Source organism: Micromonospora echinofusca (assembly GCF_017614955.1).
GTDB lineage: Bacteria > Actinomycetota > Actinomycetes > Mycobacteriales > Micromonosporaceae > Micromonospora > Micromonospora echinofusca_A.
Map to the genome: position 1 here is coordinate 1 of NZ_WVUH01000031.1, position 16959 is coordinate 16959.

The 16959-nt window shown below is 73.4% G+C and carries 16 protein-coding genes and 1 riboswitch; of the genes, 15 read left to right on the plus strand and 1 reads right to left on the minus strand.

The window, feature by feature from the left end:
• Nucleotides 1-21: 21 nt before the first annotated feature.
• From GSF22_RS06230 to GSF22_RS06285, 12 genes are all read left to right on the plus strand, one after another.
• On the plus strand, nt 22-1302 hold the full coding sequence (locus GSF22_RS06230; RefSeq protein WP_208811807.1) for an adenosylmethionine--8-amino-7-oxononanoate transaminase: 1281 nt from the start codon (nt 22-24) through the stop codon (nt 1300-1302).
• A gap of 194 nt (nt 1303-1496) precedes the next feature.
• Nucleotides 1497-2333 carry an orotidine-5'-phosphate decarboxylase gene (gene pyrF / locus GSF22_RS06235; protein WP_208811783.1) on the plus strand — a complete coding sequence of 279 codons (837 nt, stop codon included), beginning with the start codon at nt 1497-1499 and terminating at the stop codon, nt 2331-2333.
• Nucleotides 2334-2512: 179 nt separating this feature from the next.
• Nucleotides 2513-2830, plus strand: a complete 318-nt coding sequence (gene mihF, locus GSF22_RS06240; RefSeq protein ID WP_123601181.1) for an integration host factor, actinobacterial type — start codon at nt 2513-2515, stop codon at nt 2828-2830.
• Nucleotides 2831-2856: 26 nt separating this feature from the next.
• Nucleotides 2857-3399: a guanylate kinase gene (locus GSF22_RS06245; protein ID WP_208811784.1), complete on the plus strand. Its 543-nt coding sequence runs from the start codon at nt 2857-2859 to the stop codon at nt 3397-3399.
• 23 nt (nt 3400-3422) lie between these two features.
• Nucleotides 3423-3686, plus strand: a complete 264-nt coding sequence (gene rpoZ / locus GSF22_RS06250; protein WP_007075826.1) for a DNA-directed RNA polymerase subunit omega — start codon at nt 3423-3425, stop codon at nt 3684-3686.
• Between the two features lie 15 nt (nt 3687-3701).
• Complete coding sequence (gene coaBC / locus GSF22_RS06255) at nt 3702-4910, plus strand: bifunctional phosphopantothenoylcysteine decarboxylase/phosphopantothenate--cysteine ligase CoaBC (protein ID WP_208811785.1); 1209 nt, start codon at nt 3702-3704, stop codon at nt 4908-4910.
• Between the two features lie 91 nt (nt 4911-5001).
• Nucleotides 5002-6195 (plus strand): methionine adenosyltransferase, encoded by a 1194-nt coding sequence (metK, locus tag GSF22_RS06260; RefSeq protein WP_208811786.1) that lies wholly within the window; start codon nt 5002-5004, stop codon nt 6193-6195.
• A 65-nt stretch (nt 6196-6260) separates the two neighbouring features.
• Complete coding sequence (locus tag GSF22_RS06265) at nt 6261-8201, plus strand: primosomal protein N' (protein WP_244366406.1); 1941 nt, start codon at nt 6261-6263, stop codon at nt 8199-8201.
• A gap of 209 nt (nt 8202-8410) precedes the next feature.
• Nucleotides 8411-9370: an AAA family ATPase gene (locus GSF22_RS06270; protein ID WP_208811787.1), complete on the plus strand. Its 960-nt coding sequence runs from the start codon at nt 8411-8413 to the stop codon at nt 9368-9370.
• Nucleotides 9371-9441: 71 nt separating this feature from the next.
• Complete coding sequence (def, locus tag GSF22_RS06275; RefSeq protein WP_208811788.1) at nt 9442-10002, plus strand: peptide deformylase; 561 nt, start codon at nt 9442-9444, stop codon at nt 10000-10002.
• Nucleotides 10003-10009: 7 nt separating this feature from the next.
• A complete protein-coding gene (fmt, locus tag GSF22_RS06280; RefSeq protein WP_208811789.1) occupies nt 10010-10936 on the plus strand; it encodes a methionyl-tRNA formyltransferase in 927 nt (308 codons plus the stop codon).
• On the plus strand, nt 10933-12504 hold the full coding sequence (locus tag GSF22_RS06285; protein WP_439957750.1) for an RsmB/NOP family class I SAM-dependent RNA methyltransferase: 1572 nt from the start codon (nt 10933-10935) through the stop codon (nt 12502-12504). The genes fmt and GSF22_RS06285 overlap by 4 nt, the downstream gene beginning before the upstream one ends.
• Nucleotides 12505-12599: 95 nt before the next feature.
• Here the strand turns inward: GSF22_RS06285 and GSF22_RS06290 are convergent, their stop codons facing one another.
• A complete protein-coding gene (locus tag GSF22_RS06290; protein WP_208811790.1) occupies nt 12600-13490 on the minus strand; it encodes a septum formation family protein in 891 nt (296 codons plus the stop codon).
• Nucleotides 13491-13846: 356 nt separating this feature from the next.
• Here GSF22_RS06290 and rpe point away from each other — a divergent pair, with 356 nt between their 5' ends.
• The 3 genes from rpe (at nt 13847) to ribD (ending at nt 16959) form a co-directional block, all read left to right on the plus strand.
• Entirely contained in the window at nt 13847-14527 is a 681-nt protein-coding gene (gene rpe / locus GSF22_RS06295) for a ribulose-phosphate 3-epimerase (RefSeq protein WP_208811791.1), read from the plus strand.
• Nucleotides 14524-15480 carry a response regulator gene (locus GSF22_RS06300; RefSeq protein WP_208811792.1) on the plus strand — a complete coding sequence of 319 codons (957 nt, stop codon included), beginning with the start codon at nt 14524-14526 and terminating at the stop codon, nt 15478-15480. The genes rpe and GSF22_RS06300 overlap by 4 nt, the downstream gene beginning before the upstream one ends.
• An 84-nt stretch (nt 15481-15564) precedes the next feature.
• Nucleotides 15565-15737, plus strand: a riboswitch (FMN riboswitch).
• A 160-nt stretch (nt 15738-15897) separates the two neighbouring features.
• Entirely contained in the window at nt 15898-16959 is a 1062-nt protein-coding gene (ribD, locus tag GSF22_RS06305; RefSeq protein ID WP_208811793.1) for a bifunctional diaminohydroxyphosphoribosylaminopyrimidine deaminase/5-amino-6-(5-phosphoribosylamino)uracil reductase RibD, read from the plus strand.

The following is a 16959-nucleotide window of genomic DNA, read 5'->3' on the forward strand; positions in this document are numbered from 1 at the left end:
GGACCGGGCGGGGATCCCGGCGTGACGCCGGAGGAGCTGCTCGCGGCCGACGCCGCACACGTCTGGCACCCGTACGCCCCACTGCCGCCGGCCACCCCGCCCTACCTGGTGACCGCTGCCGAGGGGGTACGGCTGCGGCTGGCCGACGGCCGGGAACTGGTCGACGGGATGTCGTCCTGGTGGGCGGCGATCCACGGGTACCGGCACCCGGTGCTGGACGCGGCGGTCACCGACCAGCTCGGCCGGATGAGCCACGTGATGTTCGGCGGGCTGACCCACGAACCCGCCGTGCGGCTCGCCACCACCCTGGTCGAGCTGGCCCCGGCCGGGCTGGAGCGGGTCTTCCTCTGCGACTCCGGATCGGTGAGCGTGGAGGTGGCGATCAAGATGTGCCTCCAGTACCAGCGCGCCACCGGCAACCCGGGACGGCACCGGTTGGGCACCTGGCGGGGCGGCTACCACGGCGACACGTTCCATCCGATGAGCGTCTGCGACCCGGTCGGTGGGATGCACCACCTGTGGACCGACGTGCTCCCCCGGCAGCTCTTCGCCGACGCGCCACCGGCCGGCTTCGACGCGCCGGTCGACCCGGCGTACGCCGCAGCGCTGCGTGACGCGGTGGCCCGGCACGCCGACGAACTCGCTGCGGTGATCGTGGAGCCGGTGGTGCAGGGCGCCGGCGGGATGCGGTTCCACCACCCGCACTACCTGCGGGTGCTGCGCGAGGTGACCCGGGAACACGGCGTCCTGCTGATCTTCGACGAGATCGCCACCGGGTTCGGCCGGACCGGCACCCTGTTCGCCGCCGAGCACGCCGGGGTCAGCCCGGACGTGCTCTGCGTGGGCAAGGCGCTCACCGGCGGGTACCTGACCCTCGCGGCGGCGCTGTGCACGCCGGAGATCGCCCGGGGCATCTCGGCCGACGGGGTGCTCGCCCACGGCCCGACGTTCATGGGCAACCCGCTCGCCTGTGCCGTCGCGAACGCCTCCATCGGGCTGCTGCGGGACGGAAACTGGTCGGCCGAGGTGCAGAGGGTGGGTGCGGGGTTGCGGGCCGGTCTGGCGCCGTTACGCGGCGCGCCCGGGGTGGCCGACGTACGCGTGCTCGGCGCGATCGGGGTGGTGCAGCTCGACCACGACGTGGACCTCGCCGCCGCAACCGCCGCGGCGGTGGCCGAGGGGGTCTGGCTGCGCCCCTTCCGGGACCTGATCTACACCATGCCGCCGTACGTGACCGACGACGCGGACGTCGCGCGGATCACCGCCGGGATGGCCGCCGCGGTGGCGGCGACGACCCGGTGACCGGGATGCCGGGCCCACCGCTCCCCGGCGGCGCGGCCGACCCACCCGGCGGCGTGACCGACGCACCCGGCGGCGTGCCGGGTCACCCCGGCGACGCGGCCGACCCACCCGGCGGCGTGCCGGGTCACCTTGGCGGCGCGGCCGAACCGACCGGCGGGTATGCGGCCGGACCACCCAGTGAGGAGAGGGCAGTGATGGAGAGCTTCGGCGAACGGTTGCACCGGGCGATGGCGGAGCGGGGACCGCTCTGCGTGGGTATCGATCCGCATCCCGGTCTGCTGGCCCGGTGGGGTCTCCCGGACGACGTCGAGGGGCTCGCGCGGTTCAGCGCGACGGTGGTCGAGGCGCTGGGTGACCGGATTGCGGTGGTCAAGCCCCAGTCGGCCTTCTTCGAGCGGTTCGGCTCGCGCGGCGTGGCGGTTCTTGAGTCAACTATCCGACAGTTGCGTGCTGCCGGCTCGCTCGTTCTGCTCGACGTCAAGCGCGGCGACATCGGCTCGACCGTCGCCGCCTACGCCTCGGCGTACCTTGATCCATCCAGCCCGCTGTATGTCGACGCGGTCACCGCGAGCCCCTACCTGGGAGTAGGTTCGCTCGCTTCGATGTTCGAGTCGGCCACCGCGCACGGCGGCGGGGTGTTCGTTCTGGCGCTCACCTCCAACCCGGAGGGCGCGGCGGTGCAGCGTGCCCGCGGTGCCGACGGGCGTACCGTCGCCCAGCGGGTCATCGATGAGATTTCCCAGCTCAATGTGGGTGCACAGCCGCTCGGGAGCTTCGGTCTGGTGGTCGGTGCGACGCTCGGCGACACCGGACACGACCTGACCCGGGTGGGCGGTCCGTTGCTCGCTCCGGGGCTTGGCGCGCAGGGCGCCACCGCAGCGGATCTGCGGACCGTGTTCGGTCCGGCGCTCCCCGCGGTGCTGCCGTCGTACTCCCGCGAGGTGCTCGGCGCGGGACCCGATGCGGGGGCGCTGCGGGCGGCGGCCGAGCGGGTGCTGGCGGACTGCCGGGCGGTGCTGCGCACCGCGTGACTGACTGATGACTCGGTCACTGTTCGAAGATCATCGCGCGCCCACGTTGCCGAAAGCTCCGTTGAACGCTAGTTTTCCCGGCGCTGGGAACCATGTACCCCTTTGGTTCCCAGCGTCACCACGTTTCACAGATGCGGCGGAGCGACCCGCCCGCCGCGATAGGGACCTGAGGAGAACTGGTGCCGCTCCCGTCACTGACCCCTGAGCAGCGCGCAGCCGCGCTGGAGAAGGCTGCGGAGATCCGCAAAGCCCGTGCCGAGCTGAAGGAGCAGCTCAAGCAGGGCAAGACCACCCTCGCCGCCGTCCTCGACCGGGCCGAGTCGGACGACGTCGTCGGCAAGCTGAAGGTTTCGGCCGTCCTGCAGGCGATGCCGGGCATCGGCAAGATCCGGGCGACCCAGATCATGGAGAAGCTCAAGATCGCCGACAGCCGTCGCCTGCGTGGCCTGGGCGACCAGCAGCGCAAGGCCCTGCTTGGGGAGTTCGCCGCCAACTGAACCACGGTGGCGTGTAGAAACAAGCAGTGAGCTTGGATGACGGGGCGCGCCCGGCCGCTCGGCTCACTGTCCTGACCGGACCCTCGGGGTCCGGGCGGGGCGGTGTGGTCGCGCTGGTCCGGGCGCGCTTTCCGTCGGTGTGGCTGCCCGTACCGGCCACCACCCGGCCCCGACGCCCGGGTGAGCCCGCCGACGCGCGGGTGTTCGTCTCCCGGCCCGTCTTCGAACGGATGGTCGGCGCCGGGGAACTGGTCGAGTGGGGTGCGTACGGCGACCACCTGTACGGCACGCCGTGGGCCCCGATCGCCGGTCGGCTGCGGGCCGGTCAGCCGGTGCTGCTCTGCCTCGACGCCGAGGGGGCCGCGCAGGTGCGGGCCAGGGCGCCGCACGCGCGGGTGGTGCGACTCGGGCCCCGTCCGGACACCGCACCGGGGCCGGAACCCGACACCGACGTCGTCCTGGCGTCCGACCTGCCCGAACGTGCGGTAGCCGACCTGGTAGGCTTACTCGGTTCTTCTTTCCTGACTCCGGCCCAACCGCGTGTCAGCACCGCCCGAGACGTCGGTTGAGAAAAATCAGAGGTAATTCTCCCGTGGGATCCATCGCCAACCCTGAGGGCATCACCAACCCGCCGATCGACGAGCTTCTGGAGAAGACGACGTCGAAGTACGCCCTGGTGATCTTCGCCGCCAAGCGTGCCCGCCAGGTCAACGCCTACTACAGCCAGCTCGGTGAAGGTCTGCTGGAGTACGTGGGGCCGCTGGTCGAGACCACGCCCCAGGAGAAGCCGCTGTCGATCGCGATGCGTGAGATCAACGCCGGCCTCCTCACGGCCGAGCCGACCGACCAGCCGTAAGGGCGTCCGCCGCCGATGTCCGCCGAGGTCGTACTCGGAGTCGGCGGCGGTATCGCCGCGTACAAGGCATGTGAACTGCTCCGGCTCCTCACCGAGTCGGGCCACCGGGTACGCGTCGTGCCGACCGCCTCCGCCCTGCGGTTCGTCGGGGCCCCCACCTGGGCCGCGCTCTCCGGTCGACCCGTCGCCGACGACGTCTGGTCCGACGTGCACGAGGTGCCGCACGTCCGGCTCGGTCAGCAGGCCGATCTGGTGGTCGTCGCTCCGGCGACCGCCGACCTGCTGGCCCGGACCGCACACGGGCTCGCCGACGACCTGCTCACCAACACGCTCCTGACCGCCCGGTGCCCGGTGGTGATGGCGCCGGCCATGCACACCGAGATGTGGGAGCATCCGGCCACCGTCGCCAACGTGGCCACCCTGCGCAGTCGGGGAGTACTGGTCATCGAGCCGGCGGTCGGCCGGCTGACCGGCGCGGACACCGGCAAGGGTCGGCTGCCCGACCCGGCGGCGATCTTCGCCGTGGCCCGGCGGGTCCTGGCCCGGGGCGGTACGTCCCCGGCGGACCTCGCCGGTCGTCGGGTGGTGGTCACCGCCGGTGGTACCCGGGAGCCGCTGGACCCGGTCCGTTTCCTCGGCAACCGCTCGTCGGGCAAACAGGGCTACGCCTTCGCCCGGACGGCCGCCGCCCGGGGTGCCCGGGTGACGCTGATCTCCGCGAACGTGGCGCTGCCGGACCCGGCCGGGGTCGACCTGGTCCGGGTCGGCACCACCGAGGAGCTGCGCGCCGCGACCCTGGCCGCCGCCGCCGGAGCGGACGTGGTGGTGATGGCGGCGGCACCGGCCGACTTCCGGCCGGCGCACTACGCCCCCGGCAAGATCAAGAAGCCGGCGGACGGTTCCGCCCCGGTGATCGAGCTGGTCACCAACCCGGACATCGCCGCCGAGCTGGGGCAGCGCCGCCGACCGGGTCAGCTGCTCGTCATCTTCGCCGCCGAGACCAGCGACGCCGAGGCCAACGGCCGGGCCAAGCTGGCCCGCAAGGGGGCCGACCTCATCGTGATCAACGAGGTCGGGGTCGACAAGGTGTTCGGCGCGGAGACCAACGCCGCGACCGTGCTCGGTGCGGACGGTTCCGTGCAGACATTTCCCGAGCAGCCCAAGGAGGACCTGGCCGACGGCGTCTGGGACCTCGTGGCGGCCCGACTGTCCGTCAATTCCTGACTCTTGCTCACCCTCGACACCAATACAGTCTTTCGGTGGCGGCAATGGCTAGACTGCCGCGCAACGAAACCGTCGAACGCTTAGGAGCGCCGTGGCACGCCGCCTTTTCACGTCCGAATCGGTCACGGAAGGCCACCCGGACAAGATCGCCGACCAGATCAGCGACGGTATTCTCGACGCGCTGCTGGCCCAGGACCCACACAGCCGGGTCGCGGTCGAGACCCTCATCACCACCGGTCAGGTGCACGTCGCCGGTGAGGTGACCACCAAGGCGTACGCCGACATCCCGACCATTGTCCGGGACACCATTCTCGGTATCGGCTACGACTCGTCCAAGAAGGGCTTCGACGGGGCGTCCTGCGGCGTCAGCGTTTCGATCGGTTCGCAGTCGCCGGACATCGCCCAGGGCGTGGACAACGCGATCGAGCTGCGCAGCGGTTCCTCGGAGAGCGCGCTCGACGCCCAGGGCGCCGGTGACCAGGGCATGATGTTCGGCTTCGCCTGCTCCGAGACGCCCGAACTGATGCCGCTGCCGATCGCGCTGGCCCACCGGCTGGCCCGTCGGCTCTCCGCCGCCCGCAAGGACGGCACCATCCCGTACCTCCGCCCGGACGGCAAGACCCAGGTCACCATCGAGTACGAGGGGCTGCGGCCGGTCCGGCTCAACACCGTGGTCGTCTCCAGCCAGCACGCGGCCGACATCTCGCTGGAGTCGCTGCTCACCCCGGACGTCCGGGAGCACGTCATCGCCCCCGAGCTGGACGGCCTCGGGCTGGACACCGAGGGGTACCGGCTCCTGGTCAACCCGACCGGCCGGTTCGAGATCGGTGGCCCGATGGGCGACGCCGGCCTCACCGGGCGGAAGATCATCGTGGACACCTACGGCGGGTACGCCCGGCACGGCGGTGGCGCCTTCTCCGGCAAGGACCCGTCCAAGGTCGACCGTTCCGCCGCGTACGCCACCCGCTGGGTGGCCAAGAACGTCGTCGCCGCCGGGCTGGCCGAGCGGTGCGAGGTGCAGGTGGCGTACGCCATCGGCAAGGCGCACCCGGTGAGCCTCTTCGTCGAGACGTTCGGCACCGAGACGGTGGCCGTGGAGCGCATCGAGAAGGCCATCGGCGAGGTCTTCGACCTGCGTCCGGCAGCCATCATCCGGGACCTCGACCTGCTCCGCCCGATCTACGCCCAGACCGCCGCGTACGGCCACTTCGGCCGCGAGCTTCCCGAGCTGACCTGGGAGAGCACCGACCGGGCCGCCGACCTCAAGTCGGCCGCGGGAGCCTGACCGGCACCAGGCGCAGCGACCGGCAGCCCGCGGCAGGGCTGCCGGTCGCTCGTGTCTGCGTCGACATGCCCCTGGCCCACCTCGACCGGCCCTTCGACTACCTGGTCCCGGCGGAACTCGACGACACCGCCCGACCCGGGACCCGGGTCCGGGTCCGGTTCGCCGGGCAGCTGGTCGACGGCTGGCTGCTGGACCGGGTCGCCGAGTCCGACCACGGCGGTCGACTGACCTACCTGGACCGGTTGGTCTCCCCGGAACCGGTTCTCGCCCCGGAGATCCTCCGGCTGGCCCGCGCGGTCGCCGACCGGTACGCGGGCAACCTCGCCGACGTGCTCCGGCTGGCCGTACCGCCCCGGCACGCCCGGGTCGAGCGGGAACCGGTCCCCGAGCCGGCACCCGCGCCCGACGGCGTCCCCGGCCCGTCAGCCGGCCGGACGCCCACCGACCCGACGGCGGCCGGCACCGGATGGCGGGACTATCCGGCCGGACCGGGATTCCTGCGGGCCCTCACCGCCGGCCGTCCGGCCCGGGCGGTGTACTCGGCGCTGCCCGGTGAGGACTGGGCGGCCCGGTACGCCGAGGCCATCGCGGCGACCGTGCACGGCGGGCGGGGCGCGGTGGCCGTGGTCGCCGACGCCCGGGACCTGGACCGGCTGGACGCGGCGCTCACCGCCGCCCTCGGCCCGGGGCGGCACGTCTGTCTCTCCGCCGCGCTGGGGCCGGCCCGGCGGTACCGCGCGTTCCTGGCCGCCCGGCGCGGCACGGTGCCCGTGGTGGTCGGCACCCGGGCGGCGATGTTCGCCCCGGTGGACCGGCTCGGCCTGGTCACCATCTGGGACGACGGGGACGACCTGCACGCCGAGCCGCGTGCCCCGTACCCGCACGCCCGGGAGGTGCTGCTCACCCGGGCCCAGCTCGCGGAAGCCGGGGCGCTGGTCGGTGGCTGGTCCCGCAGCGCGGAGGCGCAACTGCTGGTCGAGACCGGCTGGGCGAAGGAGATCGCGGCGACCCGGGAGACCGTCCGGGCGCGTACCCCGGCGATCGCGCCGACCGGCGACGACCCGCAACTGGCCCGGGATCCCGGCGCGGCCACCGCCCGGCTGCCCAGCCTGGCCTGGACGGCGGCCCGCAGCGCGCTGGCCGCCGAGACCCCGGTGCTGGTGCAGGTGCCCCGGCGCGGCTACCTCCCCTCGATCTCCTGCGCGGACTGCCGTACCCCGGCGCGCTGCCCGCACTGCGCCGGTCCGCTGGCGCTGGGCTCCGCCCAGGCCCCGCCGGCCTGCCGGTGGTGCGGCCGGGTGGTGGCCGGGTACACCTGTCCGCACTGTTCCGGGCGGCGGCTGCGGGCTGCGGTGACCGGCGCCCGGCGGACCGCCGAGGAACTGGGTCGGGCCTTTCCCGGGGTGCCGGTGCGTACCTCCGGGCGGGACGAGGTGCTCAGCCGGGTGCCGGCCGGGGCGCACCTGGTGGTGGCCACCCCGGGCGCCGAGCCGGTCGCCGACGGCGGGTTCGGTGCGGTGCTGCTGCTGGACGCCTGGGCGTTGCTGACCCGGGCCGACCTGCGGGCGGGGGAGGAGACGCTGCGCCGGTGGCTGACCGCCGCCGCGCTGGCCCGGCCGGCGGTGGCCGGCGGCCGGGTCGTGGTGGTCGCCGACGGGGCGCTCGTGCCGGTGCAGGCGCTGCTGCGGTGGGACCCGGCCTGGTTCGCCGCCCGCGAGCTGGCCGAGCGCCGTGAGCTGGGCTTCCCCCCGGCGGTCCGGATGGCCAGCGTCACCGGCTCGGCGGCGGCGGTCGCCGACCTGCTCGACGCCGCCCGGCTGCCCGACACCGCCGACGTGCTCGGCCCGGTGCCGGCCGAGTCCGACCGGGAGCGGATGCTGATCCGCGTCCCCCGGGCCCGGGCCGGCGAGCTGGCGGCCGCCCTGCACGCGGCCGCCGGGGTACGCACCGCCCGGCGGGCCACCGAGCCGGTCCGGGTGCAGGTGGATCCACTCGCCCTGTTCTGAGCGCGACCCCTCGCCGAAGGACCCGGCCCACGCCCGGACGGGCGACCGGGGCACCCCCGGCACGGCGGCGTTCCCCGGGTGGGGGTGGTGGCTGCGTGATAGCATCGCTCCTCATGCCCGGGCGCCCGGTGGCGCGACGATGGCGGGTCCGCGTCGATTCGACGCCCAAATCGATGATGTCAATCAGCCGGTGATCAGGGGTGCCAGTCGTGACCGTTCGTCAGTCGATCGTCTTCAACGGTGACCTCGGCAGCGGGAAGAGCACCGTCTCGGTGGAGATCGCCAAGCGGCTGGGGCTGCGCCGGATCAGCGTCGGTGACCTCTACCGGGAGATGGCCCAGCAGCGGCAGATGACCGCCCTCCAGCTCAACCTGCACGCGGAGCTGGACCAGGCGGTCGACGGGTACGTCGACCAGCTCCAGCAGGACATCGCCGACTCCGGTGAGCAACTCGTGGTGGACTCCCGGCTGGCCTGGCACTTCTTCCGCAACGCGCTGAAGGTGCACATGATCACCGAGCCCGGCGAGGCGGCCCGTCGGGTCCTGGCCCGCCCCTCCGGCCCGGCGGAGAGCTACACCTCACTGGCCGAGGCCAAGACCAAACTGCGGGAGCGCAGCGACAGCGAACGCAACCGGTTCATCGTCCGGTACGGCGTCGACAAGGCCCGGCTGCGCAACTACGACCTGATCTGCGACACCACCCGCGCCTCCGCGATGGAGGTGGTGGACCGGATCATCGCCGTCTACGAGGGCGAGCTGGGCGCGGACATCCTGCGCGAGGCGCCCCCGCTGCTGCTGCTCGACCCGGGCCGGGTCTACCCGACCGAGGAGATCCACGGTCTGCGTGGCCTGGAGAAGAGCGACCTGGTGGACCGGGTCCGCTCGGCCGGCGAGACGGCGCTGGAGCCACTGCGGATCGGCTACACCGGCGAGCACTTCTTCGTCGTCGACGGCCACCGGCGGCTCAGCGCGGCCCTGCGCAACGGCTTCCCGCTGGTGCCGGGCCGACTGGTCGCCGAGGCCGACGAGCCGATCGCCGGGGGCCTGACCGCGACCGAGTTCTTCGCCCAGGTGAGCGAGAGCACCATCCACGACTGGGAGGCCGTCCACGGGATCACCCTCCCGCCGCTGGAGCGGGGCCGCCCCGTCCTGGCCGCCGACCCGGCGTAGGGACAGGGCCGGTCGGGGCACTACGTAGACTGGTACGACCCAGACCGACCCGCCCTAAGGAGTCAACCCGCGTGACCGTTCAGCCCATCCGTCTTTTCGGGGATCCGGTGCTGCGTACGCCGGCCGAGCCGGTGGTCGACTTCGATGCCGAGCTGCGCCGGCTGGTCGCCGACCTGACCGACACGATGCGCGAGCAGAACGGCGCCGGCCTCGCCGCGCCCCAGTTGGGCGTGGGCCTGCGGGTCTTCACCTTCGAGGTGGACGACGTACTCGGTCACCTGGTCAACCCGGTGCTCGACTTCCCCGACGAGGAGGAGCAGGACGGCCCGGAGGGCTGCCTCTCCATCCCCGGGCTCTACTTCGACACCAAGCGCCGGATGAACGTGATCGCCAAGGGCTTCAACTCGTACGGCGACCCGATGCAGATCGTCGGTACCGGCCTGATGGCCCGCTGTGTGCAGCACGAGACCGACCACCTCGACGGCGTGCTCTTCGTGGACCGGCTCGACGGTGACGCCCGCAAGGAGGCGATGAAGGCGATCCGGCAGGCCGAGTGGTACGACCAGGGCGCCCCGCCGGTGGTCAAGCTGAGCCCGCACACCCCGGGCAACCCCTTCGGTCTGGGTCGGTGAGTGGCCGGTGCGCCTGATCTTCGCCGGTACGCCGGCTGTCGCCCTGCCCGCCCTGGACGCCATCGCGGCCTCCGGTCACGACCTGGTCGCCGTGGTCACCCGGCCCGACGCCCCGGCGGGGCGGGGGCGGGGGCTGGTCCGGTCACCGGTCGGTGCCTGGGCGGACGAGCGGGGCATCGAGGTGCTCACCCCGCAGCGGCCCCGGGAGCCGGAGTTCCAGGACCGGCTGCGCCAGCTCGACGTCGACTGCGTACCGGTGGTCGCCTACGGCGCGCTGGTGCCGCCGGACGCGCTGGCCATCCCCCGGTTCGGCTGGATCAACCTGCACTTCTCCCTGCTGCCGGCGTGGCGGGGGGCGGCGCCGGTCCAGCAGGCCGTGCTGCACGGTGACGAGTTGACCGGGGCCAGTGTCTTCCAGTTGGAGGAGGGGCTGGACACCGGCCCGGTCTTCGGCACGGTGACGGATCTGATCCGGCCCACCGACACCTCCGGCGACCTGCTGGAGCGGCTGGCGCACTCCGGCGCCGGCCTGCTGGTGGCGGTACTCGACGCGTTGGCCGCCGGGACGGCCCGCGCGGTACCGCAGCCGGCCGACGGGATCAGCCACGCACCGAAGCTGACCGTGACCGACGGGGAGGTCCGCTGGGCCGACCCGGCGTTCGCGGTCGACCGACGCGTCCGGGCCTGCACGCCGGCCCCGGGCGCGTGGACCACCTTCCGGGGTGACCGGGTCAAGCTGGGCCCGGTCCGGCCGGTCGCCGACGGGCCCGAACTGAAACCGGGGGAGCTGCTGGTGGAACGGGGACGGGTGCTGGCCGGTACGGCCACCACCCCGGTCGCCCTGGGCGAGGTGCGGGCGGCCGGTAAGCGGGCCATGCCCGCGACCGACTGGGCGCGCGGGGTCCGGGTCGCAGCCGGGGAGCTGTTCGCGTGACGGGCCCGCAGCCCTCCGGGGACACCGCCGGAGGCGGGCCGCGCCCGTTCCGGTCCGACCGTTCCGACCGGCCATCCCCCTCGGACCGGGCATCCCGTGCCGACCGGCCGGGGCGGTTCGAGCGGACTGACCGGGGGCGTTCCGACAGTCGTGGTCGGGTCGGCGGTGCCGGTCAGGGGCGGGACGGTCGCCCGCAGCGTCCGGCCCGACCCGCCGTCGACCTGCCCCGGCAGGCCGCGTACGAGGCGGTCGCGGCGGTGCACCGCGATGACGCGTACGCCAATCTGGTCCTCCCGGCGATCCTGCGTGACCTGCGGCTGCACGGGCGGGACGCGGCCTTCGCCACCGAGCTGACCTACGGCACCCTGCGGGTGCTCGGCACGCTGGACGCGATCCTGACCACCGCCGCCGGCCGGGACGTGCAGCGCATCGACCCACCGGTCCGCGACGCGTTGCGGATCGGCGCCTACCAGCTGTTGTACACCCGGGTACCGGCGCACGCGGCGGTCTCCTCGACCGTGGACCTGGTCCGTTCGGTGGGCCAGGGGGCGACCGGGTTCGCCAACGCGGTGCTGCGCGAGGTCGCGGGGAAGGACCTGGACACCTGGGTCACCCAGCTCGCGCCACCGATGGAGACCGACCCGGTGGGGCACCTGGCGCTGGCGTACAGCCACCCGGAGTGGATCGTGCGGGCGTTCGCCGAGGCGCTCGGTGGTGACCTCGCCGAGACCGGTCGACTGCTCATCGAGGACAACGAACGCCCGCCGGTGCACCTCTGTGCCCGGCCCGGCCGGGCCGACGCGGTGGACCTCGCCGACGAGGTGGGCGGCGCGCCGGGTGCCTTCTCGCCGTACGCGGTCTACCTGCCGGGTGGGGCGCCGGGCGAGCTGGCCGCGCTGGCCGACGGACGGGCACACGTCCAGGACGAGGGTTCCCAACTGGTCGCCAACGCCCTCGCGGTCGCCCCGCTGGACGGTGCCGACGCCCGCTGGCTGGATCTCTGCGCCGGCCCGGGGGGCAAGGCCGGGCTGCTCGGCGCGCTCGCCGCGCAGCGCGGGGCGTCGCTCACCGCCGTCGAGGTGGCCGAGCACCGGGCCCGGCTGGTCGAGCAGGCGGTCCGGGGACTGCCGGTCACCGTGCTGCACACCGACGGTCGTACGGTCGGCGCCGACCGGGACCTGCCCGAGGGCGGGTTCGACCGGGTACTCGTCGACGCGCCCTGCACCGGGCTCGGCTCGCTGCGTCGTCGGCCCGAGTCGCGCTGGCGGCGCCAGCCGTCGGATCTGCCACCGCTGACCCGGCTCCAGCGGGAACTGCTCACCGCAGCGCTGCGCGCGGTCCGACCCGGTGGGGTGGTGGCCTACGTGACCTGCTCCCCGCACACCGTGGAGACGCACGTGACGGTGACCGAGGCGGCCCGGCGTTCCGGGGTACCGGTCGACTTCGTCGACGCGCGTCCGTTGCTGCCGGCGGGGATGCCCGGTCTCGGTGACGGGCCGACGGTGCAGCTCTGGCCGCACCGGCACGGTACCGACGCGATGTTCCTGGCCGTGCTGCGGCGCGGCTGACGGGTCGACGCGTCGTCACCTGGTCCGACGCGGCGGTGGCGGTCGAACGTTTCCGTTCGGCCGCCACCGCCGGTTGCCGCTTCGAGCGGGTCCGCTCAGCGGACCGGTAGCAGCTTCGCCCCGTTGCCCTTGACCGACCTGGTCAGATCCCGGTCGCTGATCCAGACGAAGCACTGCACGCCCCGGTCGCCCTTCTCCCAGTCGTCCTCCCGGGGCGGGTAGAAGATCGAGCCGGTGCGGTACGCCAGCCGGGAGTCGTTGGGTACCTTGGCGAAGCTGGCGATCACCTTCCGGCAGCTCCGGTGGATCGCCTCGCTGTTGCGGACGAACGCGTCGTACGACGTGTCCGGCGCGGTGTAGGTACCGGCGTACTCGGACCGGTGCTTGCTGGTGCAGGAGACCGGCCGCATCGCGTCCACGTCGTCACCGGAGATCTTCGGCGAGAAGCAGGTGTGCGCCAGGGCCGAACCCTCCTTGAGCGCCCCGGTGAGGCTGCCCTTGCGCATCACCATGCTCGGATCGTCGAGACTGGTGATCTCGGCCAGGTCGCAGCGGAACCACCGGGCACCGCCGGCCCAGCCCGCCGGGGGCGGGAAGCCGACGTCGAGGCTGAGCCGCCCGCCGCGCCACTCGGCACCGACCGCCTTGCTGGCCGCCCGGTCGCATTCGGCGAACGCCGCGCGGGCCGCCGGGGAGTCCTCCGGCGGCGGGCTGGTGCGGTCGGCGTTCGCGCCGGTCAGGGTGCCGACGTGCACGGTCTCGACCTGGTGGCTCTCCGCGCAGTCGAGCGGGTTGTACCCGCTGAAGTATCCGGAGTTGTCCCACCGTGGCAGGCAGACGCCGGATTCCGGGACGAACTGGGTGGGTTCGCTGACCATCGCCCAGTCGTCGGTCAACTCGCCGTCGACCCCGGCCGGATTGGCGCAGCCGGTCAGGGCCAGCGCCACCGTCCCGCCCAGCGCCACAGCCGTCAGCCACCGTCGCATCAGATCGTCCTCCCCAGACCTCGACCGGTCATCGACGCGCCCCCGTGCGGTGAACCGTCGGCGCAGCAGCTTACGGCAACCGGCGCGCTCGGGCGGGCCCGTGCCCCCGGCCCGGGTCGGGTGTGGACACGACAACCGGACCGCAGCGTGCCGAGCTGCACCGTTTCTGCCGGCACGCCGTCCGGTCGGCTCGTCGCCGCACGAACACCGACCGCACCCGCCCCCTCACCGGCCGTTGATCATGAAGTTGTTGTCGCGACGCGCCGGGCGGAGTGGCAACAACTTCATGATCAACGAGGAGGGGCGCAGCGGCGGGGGCGCGTCGCCCGCCGGGCCGGCGTTCGTACACTGACGCGGTGACCGTACCGCCGCCCGTCATCGCGCCCAGCATCCTCGCCGCCGACTTCGCCCGTCTCGCCGAGGAGGTCCGTGCGGTGGAATCCGCAGCGGACTGGCTGCACGTCGACGTGATGGACAACCACTTCGTGCCCAACCTGACCATCGGTCTCCCGGTGGTGCAGAGCCTGCGGGCCGCGACCAGCATCCCGTTCGACGTGCACCTGATGATCTCCGATCCGCGTCGCTGGGCGCCCGGTTACGCCGACGCCGGGGCGTACAACGTGACCTTCCACGCCGAGGCGTGCGACGACCCGGTCGCGCTGGCCAAGGAGCTGCGCTCGGCCGGGGCGAAGGCCGGGCTGGCCATCGACCGGGACACCCCGATCGAGCCCTACCTCGACCTGCTGCCCAGCTTCGACACCCTGTTGATCATGACGATCAAGGCGGGCTTCGGCGGGCAGCGGTTCCTCCCCGAGCTGCTCGACAAGGTGCGCGCGGCCCGCCGGCACGCCGCTACCGGGCACCTGGAGCTGCGGATCGAGGTCGACGGCGGGATCGCCGCCGACACCATCGAGCAGGCCGCCGAGGCGGGTGCGGACGCCTTCGTCGCCGGTACCGCCGTCTACGGTGCCGCCGACCCGGCCGAGGCGGTACGCCGCCTGCGCGCCCTCGCCGAGGGGAGCATGCGGCCGGCGTGAGTGTCGATGCGGGTGACGAGCGGCCGGACCTGATCCTGGTCGTCGACGACGACGAGGACATCGCCCGGTTCGTCGCGTTCAACCTCAGGCTGCACGGTTTCGAGGTGCGGCACGCCAGCGACGGCCAGGAGGCCCTGGAGGTCATCGGGGAGCAGCGGCCGGACCTGGCGGTGGTCGACCTGATGATGCCCCGCATCGACGGGCTGGAGCTGACCCGCCGGCTGCGGGCCGACCCGATGACCTCCGCCCTGCCGGTGATCATGCTGACCGCCAAGGGCATGACCGTGGACAAGGTCAACGGGTTGAGCGCGGGAGCGGACGACTACCTGGTCAAACCGTTCGACACCGCCGAGTTGATCGCCCGGGTCAGCTCCACGCTGCGCCGGAACAAGGAGTTCCGGGAGGTCTCCCCGCTGACCGGCCTGCCCGGCAACAGCCGGGTCCGCCGGGAGATCACCGACCGGGTCCGCAACGGGGTCGACTACGCGGTCGGTTACATCGACATCGACCGGTTCAAGAGCGTCAACGACCGGTACGGTTTCGTCCGCGGCGACGACTTCATCAGCGCGCTCGCCCGCAGCCTGCACCGGGCGGTGGTCACGGTCGGCCTGCCACCGGCGTTCCTGGGTCACATCGGCGGCGACGACTTCGTGATCATCTGTACGCCGGAACAGGTCCGTCCGCTCACCGAGCGCGCGGTGGTCGACTTCGAGAAGGCCGCCGACTCGCTCTACGACCCGGTGGACGGCCGGCGCGGCTACGTCGAGCTGAAGGACCGGCGGGGCAACATCCGGCGGGCCGCCCTGGTCACCCTCTCGATCGGGGTGGCCCTCTCCACCGAGCAGCGGCGACTCACCGACCCGCTGGAGGCCATCGCGGTCGCGTCGGAGATGAAAACGGTTGCCAAGAGCCAGCCGGGGTCGTACGTCGCGGTGGACCGGCGGCGCACCTGAGGGCACCCCTCAACCGGGTGTGAACTCGGTCGCCGGGGTAGCGGAGCACCGGGGTGGACGTGTAACACTTCCACGGTACCCACCACGCGCTGGCGGGACTCGGTGTAATTCCGAACCGGCGGTGATCCACGGCTGCGGCCGTGGTAAGCCCGCGACCCGGTCGGCTCGTCCGCCCGGTGGACCTGGTGAGAATCCGGGGCCGACGGTTGAGGGCGGTTCCGACCGCGCTCAGACAGTCCGGATGGGAGACAGCGCGCGGGACGGACGGGTCCGTGGGTGGTCGATGCCGGCTGCCGTGCGGATCCTGCCGGGTCGGCTCCGCCGTACCCGGATCCTCCGCCACCGCCGCGTCGGCTGCACGGCCGGTCGCCTCCCGCCCCGCCCGCGCTCCCGGCGAGCCACGAAAAGGGGCAGGCGATGGCGAGCGTCTCCATCGACGAGGCGATGCGTCGCGCGATCGGTCTGGCCGCCCGCGGCCTCGGCACCACCAGCCCCAACCCGGTCGTCGGCTGCGTCCTGCTCGACCCGGCCGGCGAGGTCGTCGGCGAGGGCTTCCACGCGTACGCCGGTGGACCGCACGCCGAGATCGTGGCACTGGCCCAGGCCGGGGAACGCGCCCGGGGCGGCACCGCCGTGGTCACCCTGGAACCCTGCAACCACACCGGCCGCACCGGCCCCTGCACCAGCGCGCTGATCCAGGCCGGGGTCGCCCGGGTGGTGCTGGCCGTCACCGACCCGAACCCGGTCGCCGCCGGGGGCGCCGCCACCCTGCGCGCCGCCGGCATCGAGGTCGTCACCGGGGTACGCGCCGACGAGGCCGAGGCCGGCAACATCGCCTGGCTGCACGCGGTCCGACACGGCCGGCCCTTCGTCATCTGGAAGTACGCCGCGACCCTGGACGGACGGTCGGCGGCGGCCGACGGCACCAGCATGTGGATCACCTCCGAGGCGGCCCGGACGGACGTGCACGCCCTGCGCGCCACGGTCGACGCGGTCGTCGTCGGGGTGGGTACCGTCCTCGCCGACGATCCCCGGCTGACCGCCCGGAACCTGCGCGACGGCAGCCTGGCCATCCGGCAGCCGCTGCGGGTCGTGGTGGACAGCGCCGGGCGTACCCCGGTCGGGGCCCGGGTCCGCGACGGCGCCGCGCGCACCTGGGTGGCGACCGCCGCGGAGGTCGGCGCCGACCCGGACGGCCGGGTCGACCTGACCGCCCTGCTCGACCTCCTGCACGCCCGGGGGGTGCGCGCCGTGCTGCTGGAGGGCGGGCCGCAACTGGCCGGGGCGTTCCTCGCCGCCGGGCTGGTCGACCGGGTGATCGGCTACCTCGCGCCGAAACTGCTCGGCGCCGGTCCCGCCGCGCTGGGCGACGCGGGCGTGTGGACCATCGGCGACGTCATCGACCTGGACATCACCGACGTCACGCGGGTCGGACCCGACCTGCGGATCACCGGGCTGCCCCGCAGCCGGAAGGGCTGA

Excerpts from the sequence above, each read along its gene's own strand:
- GSF22_RS06265 (WP_244366406.1), top strand. The coding sequence starts at position 6,261 with ATGCCCCTGGCCCACCTCGACCGGCCCTTCGACTACCTGGTCCCGGCG.
- GSF22_RS06290 (WP_208811790.1), bottom strand. The coding sequence starts at position 13,490 with ATGCGACGGTGGCTGACGGCTGTGGCGCTGGGCGGGACGGTGGCGCTG.
- coaBC (WP_208811785.1), top strand. The coding sequence starts at position 3,702 with ATGTCCGCCGAGGTCGTACTCGGAGTCGGCGGCGGTATCGCCGCGTAC.
- ribD (WP_208811793.1), top strand. The coding sequence starts at position 15,898 with ATGGCGAGCGTCTCCATCGACGAGGCGATGCGTCGCGCGATCGGTCTG.
- pyrF (WP_208811783.1), top strand. The coding sequence starts at position 1,497 with ATGGAGAGCTTCGGCGAACGGTTGCACCGGGCGATGGCGGAGCGGGGA.